Source organism: Candidatus Rickettsia colombianensi (genome assembly GCF_003664375.1).
GTDB lineage: Bacteria > Pseudomonadota > Alphaproteobacteria > Rickettsiales > Rickettsiaceae > Rickettsia > Rickettsia tamurae.
In genome coordinates, this window is the sequence record NZ_RAQN01000002.1 from 1 (window position 1) to 17,072 (window position 17,072).

Genomic DNA, 17,072 nt, shown 5'->3' on the forward strand with positions numbered 1-17,072 from the left:
TTTCAGAAGCTTTAATAATATGTAATAATAATATAGTGCAAGCTGTAATTTTAGTAATGAGCAAAAATGATTTTAATGAATTATTTGGTATGTTATCAGAAAAATATACATTAAAAGAAAAAAATATACCTTTTGTCGGTGATAAAAAGGCGATTTTTGTTTGATGATGACTGCACTATTACTTTAGATTCTCCACATCTTAATTTTGATATGGAGTTAATGTATATAACTAATGAGTTTTACAATAAATATTTAGATAAACTACAGCAAAAAGAGTAGCTTGAGAAAGAAAAAAAGAAAAATCTATTGTAAATAATATTGAAAACTTTTCATAAGTGTTTATTTTTTCTTAAATTAATATAGCGTATTAGAGTATTATAAAACTTATGAAAATTATTGCGAAGATTCCGGCATGGATGCTTCTATGCTTATTTATTTTATCACCGACTACGGAAACAATTTTATACTTCAAGGATTACCGAGTTTAACTAAATATTTCGGTATTGACGGCGGTATCACTCAAATTACGTCTACATTATATTTTCTAGGGTTTGCTCTTGGTATATTATCGCTTGGCAGATTATCGGATATTTACGGCAGAAGACCTATAGCTTTATTAGGGCTTTTTATTTATGTTGTATCTTCCATTATTAGCATTTTTGCAGTTAATATAGAAATGCTGATGATAGCTCGTTTTGTACAAGCTTTCGGTGTAAGTGTAGGTTCTGTTATTGGGCAGGCTATGGCTAGAGACTCCTATCAAGGTTCGGAATTATCATATGTCTATGCTAGCTTATCTCCGTGGCTGTTATTTATCCCTTCTCTAGGTTCATCTATAGGGGGCTATATTATAGAATATTCAATATAGAATATTCAAGCTGGCATTATGTTTTTGTATTTTTTAGCCTTACCGGTACTATATTATTAGCTTTATATTATAAAGTTTTACCTGAAACAAATTCTTATATAGATTTTTCCCAAAGCAGTAAATATTTTGAGGTTTTGCAGGTAATTACTAAAGATAAAATTCTTTGGTTATATGCTTTTATCATTGGTGCATTTAACGGCATATATTATGTTTTTTTCATAGAAGCTCCTTTTATTTTTATTGATAAAATGAAAGTTTCGCTATCTTTTTACGGTACATTAGCGTTTTTGTTATCTTTTGCCGCTATCTTTGGAGGGTTTTTAGTAGGGTATTTAATAAAAAACGCCATGTACACGATAAAAAAGTTATGGGTTTAGGATTTATTTTTAGTCTGTGCGGTTGTATATTATTTGCGGTAAATGCTTTTATATTAGAAGTTGTTTCAGCGAGTCATAGTCTTGCAATTGCTATAATATTTGTACCGATGATGATTCATATGGTTGGGCATAATCTACTTATCCCTATGACGCTTCGTTATGTACTGGAGGATTATGCTAAAGTAACAGGTACAGCAGGATCTATATTCGGTGCAATATACTACGTAGTTATCGCTGCTGTAACTTATTTGGTTTCTAAAATACACGGCGAAACGATAAGCAATTTTGCTTTATTATGCTTCATTTTAAGTATTAGCTCTGCTATTTCGTTTTACTGTATTTGGATTTTATATAAGAAAAAGCCAAGTATTCCTAACTAAAGACAGGTGTCGTCATTGCGAGGAAAAATTGAAAATTTTGACGAAGCAATCTCGTGCCAAAGTCCTGAGGTTGCCACGCTCCTTTCAGTCGCTCGCAATGACGATTTGGTATCCATGCAACAAAGCCGTTTTTAGCTAGGAATGAGACATTAAGAATTTTATTAGGGAGGCAAAAGAATATTATGCTACAATCTCATTATAACCCGGTACATCATCTGTATGCTCTTCACCCTCAAGAGTAATATCCTCTTTTAAGGCTTCCATACTGCAGCTACTAAATACATCAAGGTTATTCGGCTCGCTTTGCCATTTTGAACTAGCTTGTTCAAAACTGACAATACACTCTTTAATTTCTTCTAATGTATAATTTGCTGCTTTCTGTAAAAAGTTATCTATATCGTTTTTTAATGTTGGATTCTGCTTACTAAATGCATTTAAAAATTTCTTAATGCCGGTTAATAATTCTTCTTTTTCATACTCTGGATCTTCTTCAAAACCTTCATCATCAGAGTCTAGAGCTTGAGCTATCGTTTTATTAATTGCCTCGTTATTGTTTTCTATATTCTCTTCTGCTTCAAAATTTTCATCTATCAACTCTACGGTTTGATTAGCTGCTTGTTCTTTATTTAAATTATCTATTAAAGTATCACATAATCTTTGTATTTGTTCGCTATTCTCTGCTACATATTTACGTCCTATTTCTTCTAATTTTGCTATATTCTCAGGACTTGCATTATCTAAGCTTTCAGTCTCTTTAGTAATAGGCAATCCTATTTCAAAAAATTCATCTTTTGCCGGCAGATCATTTTTAGCTTCTGCAGTGGAAGATGCTTCTTTATTTGTCATAAGCCTGTTTATCAACTTTCCTTTCACAAGCCAACCTATTACTCCGTCAAAGCCGATTTTAGGTATGGAATTCGTAGGTTCGAGATCATTACTGAAATTAATGGCACATACCATAGTATGATCTAATATCTCTTTCTGCTCTTCACGTGTGAGGGTTTTCTCTTCGCGTATATGATTTTGCTCTTTATGGAGATAACCTTTTTTAAGCAATTTTAAAACTTCATTTTCCGGTCTGTTAGTATCGAGACCTCCATCTGCATATGCGTATGTAGGACCTATAACGGGCTTAAAATAAGTAGGAGCAGCAGTTGTGGCAAGTAATATGTCTTTTAATTTTACATGAGGACCATAGCCGTGAAAGCTGTCAAAAATTTCTAATCCCGTACCATTAGTAGTCAAATCATTTACCGAAATAATAAGGCGGGAAGTAGGGCTATCCATCCTATTATCACTTATATATTTTTCTAATAATTCTTTTAAAGGTTTCTGACTATGTTTATGAGTAAATATTTGTTTAACCGACCCTAAGAAAGTATTGGGGAATATATCACTTGCACTTGATTTAAATATCTCAAATGCTTCTTTAGCACTATATTTTGCTTCTTTTGAACCCGGTTCTTTTGGAATTGTTAATAAGGCAGCTGCAAGAGCACCGGCACTAGCTCCTGCCATAATAGGGAATAGCTCGGAAATAGATTTCCCTGTTCGTTCCTCGAGTTCTATAAGAAAAGGAAACATTGCAGCGATTTTAACCCCGCCGCCGGAAAGTGTAAGTGTTCTGTGGATTTTTATATTATCAATTTTTTCTGTCATCACAATACCGTAAATATTTAGATTGTGCGGCAATATATAATAAAAGTTAATATATTGTCAATAAATTTATTTGTATAAACTTAACAATTTAACCTATAAAATAAAAATATAATAAAAGTTAATAATTGTCAATAAATTTATTTGTATAAACTTAACAATTTAACCTATAAAATAAAATTGTAACTATTAGTAAAGAAGACTTGATTAATGATTAATATTTAGTATATAGCTAATATTATAACTATAATGGTATGAGATATGCTTAAATCTAGTAATTATGACATCGCCCCTAAGTTATTAGCTAAAGAAGTAAATATAATGATGAGTAAGGTTGGAGAGAAACTTAATAATATTGCTAATGATGAAGGCAAAATTATTTATGCAAAGAAAAAGTTACTTAAATATCTTGAGACTAATAATTTTACTAAAGTCTTAGCATTTAAAAATTGTTAAGAAGGCAATACCGGTGAAACTTTGAATGTTATAAATATTACAAATGATTTATTATATAGAGATGAGTGTGGTTCGCTTACTGATACTGAAGATACTCTAGAGATTTTAACTCCGCTCCTTGGAATATTTTTTTCTGAATAATTTAACACTAATTATACTATAAATAATGACACTAAAATACGAAAACTTTGATAGCTCTTCTGAGGAAGAGGCAAAAGAAGATTATACTTCGCCTCAACATCTTGATTTTTTACTAAGAAATATACTAAATATTAATTATATACATAAGTCTAATGATCTTAAACTTAGAGTAGGTTTAATATTACATAATTGAGCCGATAGATTCTTTAAATATTCTACTATTAGAAATACTTAATAAAAAAATTAAATCTGAAATATTAACCTTAGATAGTGATTATTACGAAGAAAATTTTAATATTATCAAAAATGCTTTTAATAAGCATTTTAATAAATTATTTAAAGATGATAACAAAGAAAATATAAGCAATACGGATTATCAGAAGCTATTGCATTTCATATTTAATCCAAACCGCTCTATTCCTAAGATATTTACTTTAAAAAAATATTACTGCTGATCATGTCAAAAAAGTATTATTACAAGAATTACAAAACAGTAATATCAACTTAAAAAGCATAAGTAATAACCCATTAAATTTTACAATATATAATTCTAAAGGATTTTTAGCTTTTGCTGAAATAATTGGCAGGAACAATAAAAATCAACTAAAAGCATCGGATTTTAGAAGAAACAAACAATGATTTATCTACTAATATGTAAGATCTCAAATACTAAAGAAGAAACTTTTACAATTAATCATATAGTACATTATAAAACTGGTAATGTACAAACAGATGTACCGGGCTTAGGAAAATATGATGAAATTTTATCTAAATTTGAGCAAGAGCAAAAATATAAACATGCTATTATAAAACGTATATTTGAAGTGGTACATGCTAAAGAACCGACACAAAATATAGAAGAATTGCCACGAAAACTAAATCACTTTGCTGAAAAGTTAACGCATTTGCTATTTACAGTTAAGATGCATAGAAATAATACAACCTTATTTACGGCTCCGATTTTTCTAGAACTTATAATAGTATATTTCTATTAAATAAGAAGCTTTTTCCTATGTCTGCAAAGCATGCTATTGCTCAAACAAGAGACATAATTAAAAACTATAAATATGTGTTACCTGATTCCTATCCAATAGATTATGATACTACAAATGTACAAAACGGTCATCTATTACTTATCAGAGAAGGCAATATTTTAATAAAATGGCTTAGTGAAAACTTAAATAATTTTAAATTAGAAAATATAGCACAAAGCCTTGATATTATGGTTTTAGTACAGTTTAATAAAGGTAAAAATATAGATAATATAAGCGCCTTAATGATATCAAACATTTTTTAGAACAAGTTAATAAACTAAAACATTGTCCTATAGATTTGTTAAATTCATTAGACCAAAATTTAACTGCTTTAGTTCTTAAAGCAGGAGAACGTAATTTAAAGCTTACAAAAACTAAATTGCTTAAAAAAAAGGATTTTTCTCAAGATTTAAAGGATTTAATTGAAATAACCTACTTGGAATTTACTGAAAGCTTAAAAAATATTGAAAGGTTTTTAGCTCAAAAACAAGCATCTCTCAAGAAAGAAATAAAAAAAATATTACCTGAAATTCTACAAATTTTATGCGGTAAAATAAAAGAGTGGTATGACATTGATGCACCTGAATATACCAAAGATGTATTACAAGATATTACAGCAAAATTTAACCAAACTATTTCCCCTGTATCATTTAAAACTAAATTAAAGCTTTCATTAAAGAGCAAAAACCTAGAAAATGAGGGTAATTATGACTATGACAGCAATAAAATATTAAAAACTCATGATGAAGAACTAGATAAAACTATAGAAGAAGCATTAAAGTTAATAGGAGTGGGAGAAAGCTTTGATGATTCTATATCCTATTAAAAACAGTACTAATATTATAGTCTTTTTGAGGTCCTAGAACTTGGTAGCTAAGAGTAAATGAATCAGGATTTAAAAATATATAGGTACATTATATTGATCTTTACCACATAGATGACTACCTGTAGCTCTTGAATTATCTATAAAATCTAAACGATAAAATAAGCTATTTTCAGGAGCAATAAAATATTTTGTAATATTACTATTCTTAAAAATATATCTATATTCTTTAATTAGCGTGGATTTGATAATCGTAGTCGTTATAGTGAATTTGCAATTCCTCTTTATAGATTAATTCATTTAAACTTTCAGATAGGAAATATGCTACCCCCTCGCCGTAACCATGATTATCTATAATTCTGTTAATCCGGTATTTTCCGGATAATCTTGAAAAAATTTCTTTTACTGAATCATTTTTTGAGGGCATTTGGTATATACCTATGTCATTCCTGCGACGTTTTGGCTTTGTTGCATTGCTGTTTATGTCATTCCCGCGAAAGCGGGAATCCAGTAATTTAAAGGTTATACACAATAAGTTTTTAAAATTAAAAGCTCGATTTATCTCGCTTTACCCTGGATTCCCGCTTTCGCGGGAATGACATCGAGTCGGTTTTTCAGGCCATGCAATAAAGCCAGCTTGACCACGGTATGACATTTAGTTCTGCAATATTTTCATCAGCAAATTAATCTCTTCACGTAGTTCTATATCGTTTTCCAGCAATTCTTCTACTTTCTTAATAGCATGCATAACCGTTGTGTGGTCTTTTTTACCGAATTTTTTACCGATATCTGCAAGGCTTTTCGGCGTTAATGTTTTACTAAGATACATAGCTATTTGACGCGGTCTTGCAACTTCTCGTAATCTTCGAGAAGAAGACATATCGGATAATTTAATATTATAACGACTAGCTACTTTTTTCTGAATATCTTCAACAGTAATTATTCTTTCATTAGAACGTAATAAATCTCTTAAAATATTTTGTGTATTTTCGAGTGTAATTTCTTTTAAAGTAAAATTAGAATGAGCTATCACTTTATTTAAAGCTCCTTCAAGTTCTCTAACGTTTGAAACGATTTTAGATGCTAAAAAATCAATTACATCTTTTGGTATTTTAACGTTCATCTGCTCAATCTTAGATTCTAGAATACCGAGTCGTAACTCATAAGTAGTACTATGAACGTCGGCAACTAAGCCCCATCCAAGACGAGATTTTATCCGATCTTCAATATTATCTAAATCTGAAGGCGACCGATCACAAGAAATAACCATTTGACGGTTATTATCAATCAATGTATTAAAAGTATGGAAAAATTCTTCCTGCGTACTATCTTTACCGCAAATAAATTGAATGTCATCAATCATTAATACGTCAACCGAGCGGAATTTCTCTTTAAATGAGATTACTTCTTTATTACGCAGAGCTTTAACAAACTGATACATAAACTTCTCTGCCGACATGTATATAACTTTGCGGTTTGGGTTATTCTGCTTGATATACCAACCGATTGCATGCATTAAATGAGTTTTACCAAGCCCTACGCCGCCATATAGAAAAAGCGGATTAGACTCAGAAACCGCACCTGATGATTCCGCAACTGCTCTTGCTGCTGCATAAGCTAGCTCATTTGGGGCTCCAACCACAAAATTATCGAAAGTAAAACGTACGTCAAGGGTTGAAAAGATATTTCCCGAATTAAGTTCACTGCTGCCGATATCGGCAAAAGTCTTAGTAGGTAATTCTATAACTGTTTGGGTTGTTCCAGGTAACTCTTTAGTAATTATTTCAATCGACTTAATGGTATTATTATAATGTTGAAATAGTTGCAATATGACCATAGAGTACTTGGATTTTATCCAATCTCTAACAAAGTTAGTAGGGGCACAAAGAATAACAGTATTTAATGAAGATTCTATAAAATTGACTTTACTAAACCAGCTATTATATAGAGTTTCACCGTAATGATTGTAAAGATCTTGAGCCACGTGACTCCAGACATTTACATAATTATCACCTTGATCCGTTAAAATTATTTGATTAGTACTCACTTAAAACTGCCACGGTAAGTTATTTTGTTTCCAACCTTTGTCTTGATTATTTCCTTCAAAGCCGTCACTAATATTATAACAAATTTTATAACTATATTAGTTATAAAATTTGCTGCTATAAAGGACCTATTCTGAACGGCACAGAAAAAATATTAACAAACTTCTTACATAACTTGCTTCTAAGGGTAATTTGTACGTCAATCCGGTACTCGAATCCTCACGTACTAAAATGTACGCTGCGGTGCTGTGTTCCGTGTTTCCTTCAAATTCCTCCTTATTAGCTGTGTTATGTAAGAAGTTTGTTGCACCTATTTTATCTTTAATTATAGATAAAAAATTATCTTCAAAATCTTTATTCAATTGCCAACTTAGAAAGATCCCCTTATTTTTATTATCTAAATGAGGTATCCCCACTTGTTGCCACTCTTCTCTAGTTCTAACATCTACAAGAAAAGCATTATCATTTGAAATTAGTATATCATAAGCTTTTGTAGAACAAATATTTTGAACCGACATATTTACGCTTTCTTGCTGTTATTGATAATAAAAGTTAATAGAATTTTACCCATGTAGAATGGATTTATTTAGAGTGCTTAATTATTAAAGCATTTTAAAATGATCTTGGTATCTGATAATTTTAATAATATTATTATAAAAAAATTTTGCAAGATGTTATAGATGAATAAATTAAATAAAAACGCTTTACAAAAGAAACTTTTTTACCGTAGTAAAAATCGCGGTTGCAGAGAAATGGATTATATACTCGGTAGCTTTGTCGAAAAGTACCTATCCTTAATGGATGAAAAAAAACTTGGAAGCTATTCTTTAATACTTGATCAAAGTGATAATGATCTTTATAATTGGATTAATAATAAATCTTCTGCTCCTTCTTATCTAGATGCCGAAATAATTGATAAATTACGCAAAATAGCAAAAATATAAACTCCTGTAGAATGTTACAACAAAAATTTCCGGCGGCTGCCAAATCTTTCTTTGCAATCGATAATTTTACTAAGAATCTTAAGCAAGATTTTATCTTGAGTGCAAGTAATGAAGAGGAGGCGTTGCAATTATACAAGCAAGCTTTATTTTTTTCTTCTAATGAAAATATTTATTACTTTCCAAGCTATGATACCATCCCTTATGACCATACGTCACCAAATGCAAATATCTTATCTAGACGTGCAGAAACATTAACCAAGCTAACAACAAATAATAGTAACGGCAAATTACTCATCACTCATGCAGCGAGCTTATTAAACAAATTACCTCCGAAAGATTTTTTTTCTAAATATTTTTTGAAATTATCCCCTAAAATAAAATTTACTACGGATGAGCTTGCTATGTTTCTAGTAGAAAATAGCTTTACAAGAAATGCGAGTAGCATCGATGTTGGGGAATTTGCGGTTAGAGGCGAAATAATTGATATAATATTGCCAGGTCCTAAAGCTTATAGAATTAATTTTAGCTGGGATTATATTGAATCAATAAAAGAATTTGATATTGATACGCAAATTTCGACTAAATCTTGTACGGAACTCGTTATTAGTCCTGCAAATGAGATAGTTTTAAACTCTGAAACAATCGGTAATTTTAAGAATAATTACTTACGAAGTTTTGGAGTTAATCATACCGATAATCCTTTATATGAGGCGGTGATATCGGGAAGAAAATTCTCGGGATATGAACAATTACTTCCGTTATTTTATAATTCCTGCTCTAACTTAATAGATTATTTAAACGATCCTATTTTCATATTCGATAATTTGTCAAAACAAGCCATTTTAGAATTTGAACATAGCTATAACGATTTTTATTCGGCAAGGTCAGAGGCCAATAAACTTAAATTTAATAGTTTCTATCCCACCCTTTCACCGACTAGCTTATATTTTACCGCTTCTGAAATAACGGAATTACTGGAACAAAAAAATAATAGACATCTTTCCAAACCAGCTTATAGAGAGGAATTTAAAGGAGACACGGAACACAGCACCGCAGTGTACAAAAGCGTACGTGAGGATGCAAGTACCGGTTCGACGTTTAAATTACCCCTAGAAGCGAAGTTTAGGAAGATGTCTATTATATTAATTAGTTATGAAAATTCCGAGCAGGCTAGCTTAATTGAAAATATTAGTTCTGCAAGTTTTATAGAAAAGAAAACGGTTTTCGATAAATTATTTGAGATTATTAAAGCTCATTCTTCTAAAAAAACCGTAATAGGTGCAGCTTCTTTAAGCGGTCTTGAGAGAGTTAAAAGTATCACCCAAAATTATGAATATAAATATAATGAGATAAATAAATTAGATGAGGCTAAGGCTTCAGTAATAAATGTCGGGATAATTCCTTTAAATCAAAGCTTTTATACGAAAGAATATTTATTTATTACCGCTAGCGAATTATTAGAAGAAAAACCTAGTTCTATAAACACTAACAAAAAGCTTAAAAATATCTTGCTGGAGCTTGATAATTTAGCTGAAGGTGAGTTTGTAGTACACAAAGATCATGGAATAGGGCAGTTTTTAAGGCTGGAAGCTTTAGAAATCAAAGGTAAACTGCATGATTTTTTAAAGATTCTATATGCCGGTAATGATAAATTATATATACCCGTTGAAAATATAGAGGTAATAAAAAAATACGGCAATGATAATGCGGAGCTTGATAAGCTTGGCAGCGTCTCATGGCAAAGAAGTAAGGCGAAACTTAAAAACCGTATAAAAGAGATAGCACTGCATTTAATACAAATAGCAGCTAAAAGGAAACTTAATAGCAGTGCTTCCGTTGAATTTGACCTTGAAGAATATGATAAATTTTGTGCTAATTTTCCTTTCAGCGAAACGGAAGACCAGTTAACCGCTATAAACGATATTAAAGAAGATCTAAGAAACGGTATGTTAATGGATAGGTTAATATGCGGTGATGTCGGGTTTGGTAAAACAGAGGTAGCAATGCGTGCCGTCTTTATGGTAGCAAAATCTCTAAATGAACATTTACCTCAAGTAGCCGTAGTTGTACCGACAACTATTTTATGTAGTCAACATTTTTCAAGGTTCATAGAAAGGTTTAAGGGTTTTGGTTTAAATATTAAGCAATTATCTAGCGTTGTTAGTTCTAAAGAAGCAAAGATTATAAGATCGGAACTTGAAAGCGGTAAAATAAATATAATAATAGGCACTCATTCTTTATTACATAAAAATATAAAATTCTTTAATTTGAAATTGTTAATAATCGATGAAGAACAACATTTCGGTGTCGGTCAAAAAGAATTTCTTAAATCGCTAAAATCCTCTTCCCATGTACTTGCAATGTCGGCAACACCGATTCCTCGAACGCTGCAAATGTCAATGACCGGTTTAAAAGAACTTAGCATTATTGCAACGCCGCCTCTAAACAGGCTGGAAGTTCGTACATCGGTTATGCCATTTGATTCCGTTATTATCAGAGATGCATTATTACGCGAACATTTTAGAGGCGGAAGAAGCTTTTATGTAGTTCCAAGAATTAAAGATATAGAGAATATCGAAAAACAATTAAAACAAATCGTGCCGGAATTAAGCTATAAAATAGCTCATGGAAAAATGACTCCGAGTAAAATTGATGAGGTTATGAGCGAGTTTTATGCCGGCAAATTCGATATACTAGTCTCAACTACTATTATAGAATCAGGAATTGATATAACCGCGGCAAATACCATGATCATACATAAGGCCGATATGCTGGGTCTTAGTCAGCTATATCAATTGCGTGGTCGAATAGGTCGAGGTAAAATGCGGGGCTATGCCTATCTAACGGTAGCAAGTCATAAAAAGATGACATCGCACTCCTTAAGACGCTTAGAGATAATACAAAATAGTTGTGCTTTAGGCTCAGGTTTTACTATTGCAAGCCATGATATGGATTTACGGGGCTTCGGTAATTTGATAGGTGAAGAACAATCAGGACAAATTAAAGAAGTAGGTACAGAATGCTATCAAGAAATGCTGGAAGAACAAATAGCTATTTTTAAAGATGAACCGGTTGTTTCAGAACAACCCTTTATCCCGACTATTAATTTGGGATTATCCGTCTTTATTCCGGATAATTATGTATCCGATTCGGTTCTTAAACTTGGGCTATATAGAAGAATAGGTAATTTAAGCAATGAGATAGAAGTAGAGAAATTTAAAGATGAGATGATTGATAGATTCGGCTCACTACCGATTGAATTTAATAATTTACTTGATATTGTAAAAATAAAGCTATTATGCTTTAAGTTAAATATTGAGAATTTAGATTCAGGAGATAACGGGTTTGTGATTAAATTTTATAAAAATGCCGATATGACTGATAAAATTTTAAAATTTGTTAGTGCTTACTCTAATCAGGCAAAAATCAAGCCGGACAATAAATTAGTATTTATCAGGAAATTAGTAGATAAAAATATAATTGTTGAGGCAAATCAACTACTTTGGAATTTAATAGAAATTTAAGTGTCATTGCGAAGAGAGGCAAAGCCTACTGTGTCATACCGTGGCTTGACCACGGGATGACACCTAATGTGCTTTTACTGGATTCCCGCCGTTGCTGGAATGACATTAAATATAATAATATAATAAACATGCTCCCTAACCTAAAGCAATTATTTCAACAACATAATGTAAAAGGTTTGTCGATTAATTCTAAAACCGTTAAGGATAAAGACGTCTTTTTTGTGATTAAAGGACAAAATGTCGATGGAAATGATTTTATTAAGGATGCTTTAGATCAGGCGGCAGCATTAGTAATTACGGACAATAAAAAAAATATTGTTATAGATAAAGTAATTTACGTAGAAGATGTGCAAGCAGCTTTATATGAAGCCATAGAAATATTCTATCCTAAAAAACCAAAGAATCTAATAGCCGTAACCGGTACTAACGGTAAAAGCTCGGTAGTATCCTATATAGTTCAAACATATTCATTACTTGGGAAAAAAGCAGCATCTATAGGTACGATAGGGGTAGAAATATTTGGCTGCGATAATCTTATAAATGATGTACCGGAATTAACAACTTTAGATTACTTAAGCTTTAGAAAAATTGCTCATAATTTAGCTGAAAACGGTATAGAATATTTAGCTTTTGAAGCTTCTAGCCATGGTCTTGATCAAGCAAGGCTTGGGGAAATAAAAGTAAATATCGCATGTTTTACTAGCTTTAGTCAGGATCATCTAGATTATCACCATACAAAAGAAAATTATTTATTAGCCAAACTGAAATTATTTACTAGACATCTTTCCAAATTCGCTTATAGAGAGGAATTTAAAGGAGACACGGAACGCAGAACCGCAGCGTATACAAGCGATCGTGCAGATTCGAGTACCGGATCGACGTATAAATTACCTCTAGAAGCGAAGTTTGGAAAGATGTCTACTGATCATTTATTACATGGCGGTCTTGCAATATTAAATTCTGATATAGAAGAAATAGAGTTTGTTAAAGATTATCTACATAATCATAATATTAAATTTATAACCGTTGGGAAAAAAGGTGATTTAGAAATAACTAGAATTAACGGTTCTTTAAAAGGACAAAATATTAATTTTATATTTAGTAATAGAGAATATAATGTTAATACCCCAATAATTGGTAGTTTTCAGGCTAGTAATTTATTAATTGCTGCTCTTAGTGTTCATTATACCGGATTTGATTTTAATAAAATCATCGAAATTCTAACGCAAGTTAAACCGGTAAAAGGCAGAATGGAGCGAATAGGCAACACTAATATTTTCGTTGATTATTCCCATACTCCGGATGCTCTTGAAAAAGCTCTAACGGAGCTGAAAAATATTAAATTACGTGATAGTAAGCTAAGTGTAGTTTTTGGCTGCGGCGGTAATCGTGATAAGACAAAAAGAAGTATTATGGGGCAAATAGCCGCAAAACTTGCCGATACCATCATAATTACAGATGATAATCCACGCAATGAAAACCCAAAGATTATTAGAACTGAAATCATAAGCAGTATAGATAAAGCAGATTATACAGAAATAGCAAATAGAGAAGAGGCTATTAAATACGGTATAAATAATTTAAAACAAGATGATATCTTATTAATTGCCGGCAAAGGTCATGAAAATTACCAAATTATAGGCGATAAGAAATTACCTTTTGATGATGCTGAGGTTGTAAGGAAGTGTATAAAAGCCTGTCATCCCGTAGCTTGACCGGCGTTGTTGCATGGATCGAAAAAAGCACACATTGTCATACCGGGGCTTGTCCCCGGTATCCAGAATTTAATAATATAATGAAACAAAATTATGTATATATATTAGCTAGTAGACGTAATGGTACACTATATATTGGCGTGACTTCAAATATTATAAAACGTACTTATGAGCATAAACATAAAATAATCAAAGGATTTTCTTCTAAGTATAATAAATAAATTAGTTTATTTTGAACAATATGACGATATTATAGCTGCAATTAGTCGTGAAAAATTATTAAAAGAATATAAAAGACAGTGGAAATTAAATTTAATTGAGTCTCAAAATCCAGAATGGCATGATTTATATGAAAAAATTATTTTATAATTTTTTTACTGGATCCTGTGGACAAGCCACGGGATGACACGGAATGCTTTTTAAAGGCCATACAGCAACATATAAGTAACAAAAACACATGATTTGGAATTCTGAAACTTTAAATAAAGCACTAGGTATAACAATCTCTAATTCTATAAATTGTAATGAAGTACAATTTAACTCCAAAGACGTTAAAAAAGGTGACTTATTTATAGCACTTCAAGGTAATAGAGACGGTCACGATTATGTTCTAGATGCAATAGATGAAGGAGCAGTAGCCGTAATCGTTAGCAAGCAAATAGGTATAGCAGATAAAGATAAAATTATCTTAGTTGAGGATTGTTTTGAAGCTCTACAAAAAATGGCTTTATATAAACGAGAGAATTCAAAAGCTAAATTCATCGCTATCACCGGTAGCGTCGGTAAAACTTCTACCAAAGAAGCTTTAAAAACACTACTAACTGAGACTAACTATAAATCATTAGACCCCTTATATAACGAAGCTAATAAAGAGGAATTTGAAGGAGACACGGAACGCAGCACCGCAGCGTACACTTTAGTACGTGAGGATGTGAGTACCGGATTGACGTACAAATTACCTTTAGAAGCAAGTTATATAAGAGGTCTAGTTTTTGCTAGCCGAGGTAACTTCAATAATCACTTGGGATTACTTATTAATCTTGCATCAATGGCTGATGATACGGAATATGCTATTTTTGAGCTTGGCATGAACCATAAAGGCGAGATAAGGGAGCTGGTTCAAATATTAAAGCCGAATATTGCTATGATTACTAATATTTCGGAGGCTCATTTAGAATTTTTTAACTCGCTTGAAGAGGTAGCAGAAGCTAAATGTGAGATTTTTGAAAATTTTAGCAAAAATGATATTGCCGTTATTAATGCCGATACTAATTGCTATAACAAAATATTATCGATATTAAAAAAACTTTCTATCACCGATATACATAGCTTCGGTAGATCATCTAAAACTTCAGCAGAATTAGTTTTATATGAGAACCTAGGAGAGCAAGTCTACTTAAAGTATAAGATAAATAATAAAGTCTTAGATGTAACTATACCGTTTATTCCTCGGCATTTTGCCGAAAATTATACCGGTGTACTTTTAATTATCGATATATTAGATAAAGATATAGAGATAGCTGCAAATAACTTAGCAAATATTTCTCCTACTAAAGGAAGAGGGGAAATTATCAATATACAAAATTGTCGTGTAATTTGTGATTACTATAACGCAAGTCCGCAGTCAATGAAAGCTGCATTAGAATATTTAAAACAGGTACCTGCCGAGAATAAAACTGCTATAATAGGCGATATGCTAGAGCTAGGGGAAAATTCTAAACGGTTACATGAGGAACTAGTGTCTTATATATTAGATGCTGCTTGTTCTAAGGTCTATTTAGTAGGAGCAAATACTAAATATATTTATGATTTACTACCTTCCAAAATAGCTAAAAAATACTTTAAAAATGTTGATGAATTAATTACGCATATTACGAATTTATTTGAAGGTAATGAGCTTATCCTAATAAAAGGCTCCAGAGGTGTAAAACTTGATAAGATTGTTGATTATTATAAATAAATACACTAGGATATTCTTAATATTGTATGTATCACTATGTCATTCCCGCGTAGGCAGGAATCCAGTAACCTTTAATGTCACCCTTGATCACGGGGTCTAGTGAAAAGATGGATACCGTGGTCAAGCCACGGTATGACATCGAGTGCGTTTTTCTAGCCACACAATAATGTCTTAAATATACTTTTTAATTTAAATCTACAAATGTTATACAATCTTTTACTTCCTCATATCCATAATTCACATATAGCTAATTTATTTCACTATATTACTTTTCGTAGCGGGCTTGCTATTATTATAACTCTAAGTCTTAGCTTTATCACAGGTCCGATATTAATAAAATTTCTGCGATCTCTTCAAAAAAACGGTCAGCCTATACGTTCAGACGGACCTGAATCGCATCAAACAAAAGCAGGTACTCCGACAATGGGGGGCATTATGATTATTTTGTCTAGTTGTCTTTCTACTTTATTACTTGCTGATTTAACTAATAAATATATTTGGATTACGTTATTTGGTTTTATTAGTTTCGGTATTATAGGATTTATGGATGATTATGCTAAGGTAACTAAAAATAACCATTATGGGGTAAGAGGAAAAAGTAAACTTTTACTGCAAGGAATTATTAGCTTAATCATATGTGTTTTACTAGAATATACCGATAAAAATCCAAGTCATTTACTTAACGTACCGTTTTTTAAAAATTTAAGTTTGGATCTTGGTTATTTTTATATAGTTTTTGCTATATTTGTTATAGTTGGCTCTTCTAATGCCGTGAATCTAACGGATGGTCTTGATGGTCTTGCTACCGTTCCTATTGCTTTTACTGCCGGTTCTTTTGCTTTAATAAGTTATTTAGTAGGAAATCTAATTTACTCGAACTACTTACAGCTAACCTATATACCGAATACCGGAGAGTTAACGGTGTTATGTGCGGGATTAGTCGGTAGCTGCCTTGGATTTTTATGGTTTAATGCACAACCGGCAGAAGTTTTTATGGGCGATACTGGTAGTCTAAGTCTTGGCGGTGTGCTTGGTATTATTAGCATCATTAATAAGCATGAAATAGTTTTAGCTATAGTCGGCGGCTTGTTTGTTATTGAAACGGCATCCGTAATTTTACAGGTATATTACTTTAAAGCTACTAAAGGA

General features: G+C 31.6%; 14 protein-coding genes and 4 pseudogenes. 12 read left to right on the forward strand and 6 right to left on the reverse strand.

Annotated features, from left to right (window positions below; translation table 11 throughout):
• The first annotated feature begins 386 nt into the window (after nucleotides 1-386).
• Nucleotides 387-1,625: pseudogene (locus tag D6968_RS00305) on the forward strand (Bcr/CflA family efflux MFS transporter).
• A 10-nt stretch (nucleotides 1,626-1,635) separates the two neighbouring features.
• On the opposite strand, the pseudogene D6968_RS06360 reads toward D6968_RS00305, so the two are convergent.
• A pseudogene (locus D6968_RS06360) lies at nucleotides 1,636-1,737 on the reverse strand (octaprenyl-diphosphate synthase); the annotation flags it as partial.
• 68 nt (nucleotides 1,738-1,805) lie between these two features.
• A complete protein-coding gene (locus tag D6968_RS00310) occupies nucleotides 1,806-3,284 on the reverse strand; it encodes a patatin-like phospholipase family protein (protein WP_121542613.1) in 1,479 nt (492 codons plus the stop codon).
• Between the two features lie 258 nt (nucleotides 3,285-3,542).
• On the opposite strand from D6968_RS00310, the gene D6968_RS00315 reads away from it, so the two are divergent.
• The 5 genes from D6968_RS00315 (at nucleotide 3,543) to D6968_RS05530 (ending at nucleotide 5,738) form a co-directional block, all read left to right on the forward strand.
• Nucleotides 3,543-3,737, forward strand: coding sequence for a hypothetical protein (locus tag D6968_RS00315; RefSeq protein ID WP_121542615.1), 195 nt, complete (start codon nucleotides 3,543-3,545; stop codon nucleotides 3,735-3,737).
• 166 nt (nucleotides 3,738-3,903) lie between these two features.
• Nucleotides 3,904-4,071, forward strand: coding sequence for a hypothetical protein (locus tag D6968_RS05515; RefSeq protein ID WP_245968942.1), 168 nt, complete (start codon nucleotides 3,904-3,906; stop codon nucleotides 4,069-4,071).
• Between the two features lie 442 nt (nucleotides 4,072-4,513).
• Nucleotides 4,514-4,873 (forward strand): hypothetical protein, encoded by a 360-nt coding sequence (locus D6968_RS05520; RefSeq protein WP_245968944.1) that lies wholly within the window; start codon nucleotides 4,514-4,516, stop codon nucleotides 4,871-4,873.
• A gap of 17 nt (nucleotides 4,874-4,890) precedes the next feature.
• Complete coding sequence (locus D6968_RS05525; RefSeq protein ID WP_245968946.1) at nucleotides 4,891-5,175, forward strand: hypothetical protein; 285 nt, start codon at nucleotides 4,891-4,893, stop codon at nucleotides 5,173-5,175.
• Nucleotides 5,176-5,210: 35 nt separating this feature from the next.
• Nucleotides 5,211-5,738: a hypothetical protein gene (locus tag D6968_RS05530; protein WP_245968947.1), complete on the forward strand. Its 528-nt coding sequence runs from the start codon at nucleotides 5,211-5,213 to the stop codon at nucleotides 5,736-5,738.
• On the opposite strand, the pseudogene D6968_RS06365 reads toward D6968_RS05530, so the two are convergent.
• The 4 genes and pseudogenes from D6968_RS06365 to D6968_RS06370 all read right to left on the reverse strand — a co-directional run bounded on the left by D6968_RS06365 (nucleotide 5,725) and on the right by D6968_RS06370 (nucleotide 8,298).
• A pseudogene (locus tag D6968_RS06365) lies at nucleotides 5,725-6,023 on the reverse strand (DUF6314 family protein). The gene D6968_RS05530 and the pseudogene D6968_RS06365 sit on opposite strands and share 14 nt — an antisense overlap.
• Nucleotides 5,965-6,162, reverse strand: coding sequence for a hypothetical protein (locus tag D6968_RS00340; RefSeq protein WP_121542617.1), 198 nt, complete (start codon nucleotides 6,160-6,162; stop codon nucleotides 5,965-5,967). The pseudogene D6968_RS06365 and the gene D6968_RS00340 overlap by 59 nt, the downstream one beginning before the upstream one ends.
• 228 nt (nucleotides 6,163-6,390) lie before the next feature.
• Nucleotides 6,391-7,782: a chromosomal replication initiator protein DnaA gene (gene dnaA, locus D6968_RS00350; protein WP_121542619.1), complete on the reverse strand. Its 1,392-nt coding sequence runs from the start codon at nucleotides 7,780-7,782 to the stop codon at nucleotides 6,391-6,393.
• Between the two features lie 126 nt (nucleotides 7,783-7,908).
• Nucleotides 7,909-8,298 carry a palindromic element RPE1 domain-containing protein gene (locus tag D6968_RS06370; protein ID WP_342767325.1) on the reverse strand — a complete coding sequence of 130 codons (390 nt, stop codon included), beginning with the start codon at nucleotides 8,296-8,298 and terminating at the stop codon, nucleotides 7,909-7,911.
• A gap of 162 nt (nucleotides 8,299-8,460) precedes the next feature.
• Between D6968_RS06370 and D6968_RS00365 the strand changes: the two genes are divergently transcribed.
• From D6968_RS00365 to mraY, 6 genes and pseudogenes are all read left to right on the forward strand, one after another.
• Complete coding sequence (locus tag D6968_RS00365; protein WP_121542621.1) at nucleotides 8,461-8,724, forward strand: FAD assembly factor SdhE; 264 nt, start codon at nucleotides 8,461-8,463, stop codon at nucleotides 8,722-8,724.
• 11 nt (nucleotides 8,725-8,735) lie between these two features.
• The gene (gene mfd, locus D6968_RS00370; protein ID WP_121542623.1) at nucleotides 8,736-12,248 is read left to right on the forward strand and encodes a transcription-repair coupling factor; all 3,513 of its coding nucleotides are present in this window, start codon (nucleotides 8,736-8,738) and stop codon (nucleotides 12,246-12,248) included.
• A gap of 128 nt (nucleotides 12,249-12,376) precedes the next feature.
• Complete coding sequence (locus tag D6968_RS00375; protein WP_121542633.1) at nucleotides 12,377-13,963, forward strand: UDP-N-acetylmuramoyl-L-alanyl-D-glutamate--2,6-diaminopimelate ligase; 1,587 nt, start codon at nucleotides 12,377-12,379, stop codon at nucleotides 13,961-13,963.
• A gap of 80 nt (nucleotides 13,964-14,043) precedes the next feature.
• Nucleotides 14,044-14,332: pseudogene (locus tag D6968_RS00380) on the forward strand (GIY-YIG nuclease family protein).
• A gap of 88 nt (nucleotides 14,333-14,420) precedes the next feature.
• Nucleotides 14,421-15,923, forward strand: a complete 1,503-nt coding sequence (murF, locus tag D6968_RS00390; RefSeq protein ID WP_121542625.1) for a UDP-N-acetylmuramoyl-tripeptide--D-alanyl-D-alanine ligase — start codon at nucleotides 14,421-14,423, stop codon at nucleotides 15,921-15,923.
• Between the two features lie 201 nt (nucleotides 15,924-16,124).
• The coding region (mraY, locus tag D6968_RS00400) for a phospho-N-acetylmuramoyl-pentapeptide-transferase (protein ID WP_121542629.1) at nucleotides 16,125-17,072 on the forward strand (948 nt) is incomplete at its 3' end.

What these genes read in the sequence shown, in the direction of transcription:
- D6968_RS05515 (WP_245968942.1), top strand. Translation starts at nt 3,904, where the DNA reads ATGACACTAAAATACGAAAACTTTGATAGCTCTTCTGAGGAAGAGGCA.
- D6968_RS05525 (WP_245968946.1), top strand. Translation starts at nt 4,891, where the DNA reads ATGTCTGCAAAGCATGCTATTGCTCAAACAAGAGACATAATTAAAAAC.
- D6968_RS00340 (WP_121542617.1), bottom strand. Translation starts at nt 6,162, where the DNA reads ATGCCCTCAAAAAATGATTCAGTAAAAGAAATTTTTTCAAGATTATCC.
- murF (WP_121542625.1), top strand. Translation starts at nt 14,421, where the DNA reads ATGATTTGGAATTCTGAAACTTTAAATAAAGCACTAGGTATAACAATC.
- D6968_RS00365 (WP_121542621.1), top strand. Translation starts at nt 8,461, where the DNA reads ATGAATAAATTAAATAAAAACGCTTTACAAAAGAAACTTTTTTACCGT.
- D6968_RS00310 (WP_121542613.1), bottom strand. Translation starts at nt 3,284, where the DNA reads ATGACAGAAAAAATTGATAATATAAAAATCCACAGAACACTTACACTT.
- D6968_RS00315 (WP_121542615.1), top strand. Translation starts at nt 3,543, where the DNA reads ATGCTTAAATCTAGTAATTATGACATCGCCCCTAAGTTATTAGCTAAA.
- D6968_RS06370 (WP_342767325.1), bottom strand. Translation starts at nt 8,298, where the DNA reads ATGTCGGTTCAAAATATTTGTTCTACAAAAGCTTATGATATACTAATT.
- D6968_RS00375 (WP_121542633.1), top strand. Translation starts at nt 12,377, where the DNA reads ATGCTCCCTAACCTAAAGCAATTATTTCAACAACATAATGTAAAAGGT.
- mfd (WP_121542623.1), top strand. Translation starts at nt 8,736, where the DNA reads ATGTTACAACAAAAATTTCCGGCGGCTGCCAAATCTTTCTTTGCAATC.
- D6968_RS05520 (WP_245968944.1), top strand. Translation starts at nt 4,514, where the DNA reads ATGATTTATCTACTAATATGTAAGATCTCAAATACTAAAGAAGAAACT.